Origin of the sequence: Paracoccus sp. FO-3 (assembly GCF_006386455.1) — a bacterium.
Lineage (GTDB): Bacteria > Pseudomonadota > Alphaproteobacteria > Rhodobacterales > Rhodobacteraceae > Paracoccus > Paracoccus versutus.
On the sequence record NZ_VCBQ01000293.1, the window covers coordinates 1 to 701 of the forward strand.

Consider the following 701-nt stretch of genomic DNA (forward strand, 5'->3'; position numbering starts at 1 on the left):
TATCTCAAGGCGAACTTCTCATCCGAGAGATAGGAAGAGGGGGGCGGACGCTTAAAGGCCGCTGCCATCGCCTGCAGGCTGATCAAAACGGCCAAGCTGAACGCCACAGTCGATCCCCAGGCCTAGGGTCAGGACAGGCTCTCGGGTCAGGTCCAGAAGATCATGGTCGCGAAGGCTAGGGCGGAGAGGGAGACCTTCGGGCAGCGGTCATAACGGGTGACGACCCGTCGCCCGTCCTCGAGTCTGCCGAAACGGGATCTCTCGATCCTGTTTCGGCGTCTGCAGCGTCGCTTATCGGGTTTGACGGACTTGCCGCCAGCCTCCCGGCCCGAGATGCAGGTGTCGCCAGAGCGTTTCCAGGCGGTGTGTAAGCCGGCATGGCCAACTGCCCCCGTAACGGGGGTGATCGGCTTCCCAAACAGCCCCCCCTTTACACTGATGGTCATGATGCCCCCGTGGTCATCGGGGGCACAGTGCGGGATGCTGGTTGTGGAGAGAGTTGCGAAGATCCGTCGGGCGGATTTCCAGGAGCAGAAGACGATCAAGCAGATCTGCCGGGAGTCTTCTTCGGGGCTGCGCTCGTGGGATCTACGACAACATGAAGACGGCGGTGGATACGATCTTCGTCGGCCGCGACCGCGCCTGCAATCGCGTTCGCCTGTTCCCTCGAACCACTGGCGTTCACAGGCTCACTCCGGCAG

1 pseudogene is annotated in these 701 nt (G+C 62.2%); it reads right to left on the reverse strand.

The window, feature by feature from the left end:
* Positions 1–146: 146 nt before the first annotated feature.
* Positions 147–344 (reverse strand): annotated as a pseudogene (locus FE811_RS27055) (IS5/IS1182 family transposase); the annotation flags it as partial.
* Positions 345–701 lie beyond the last annotated feature (357 nt).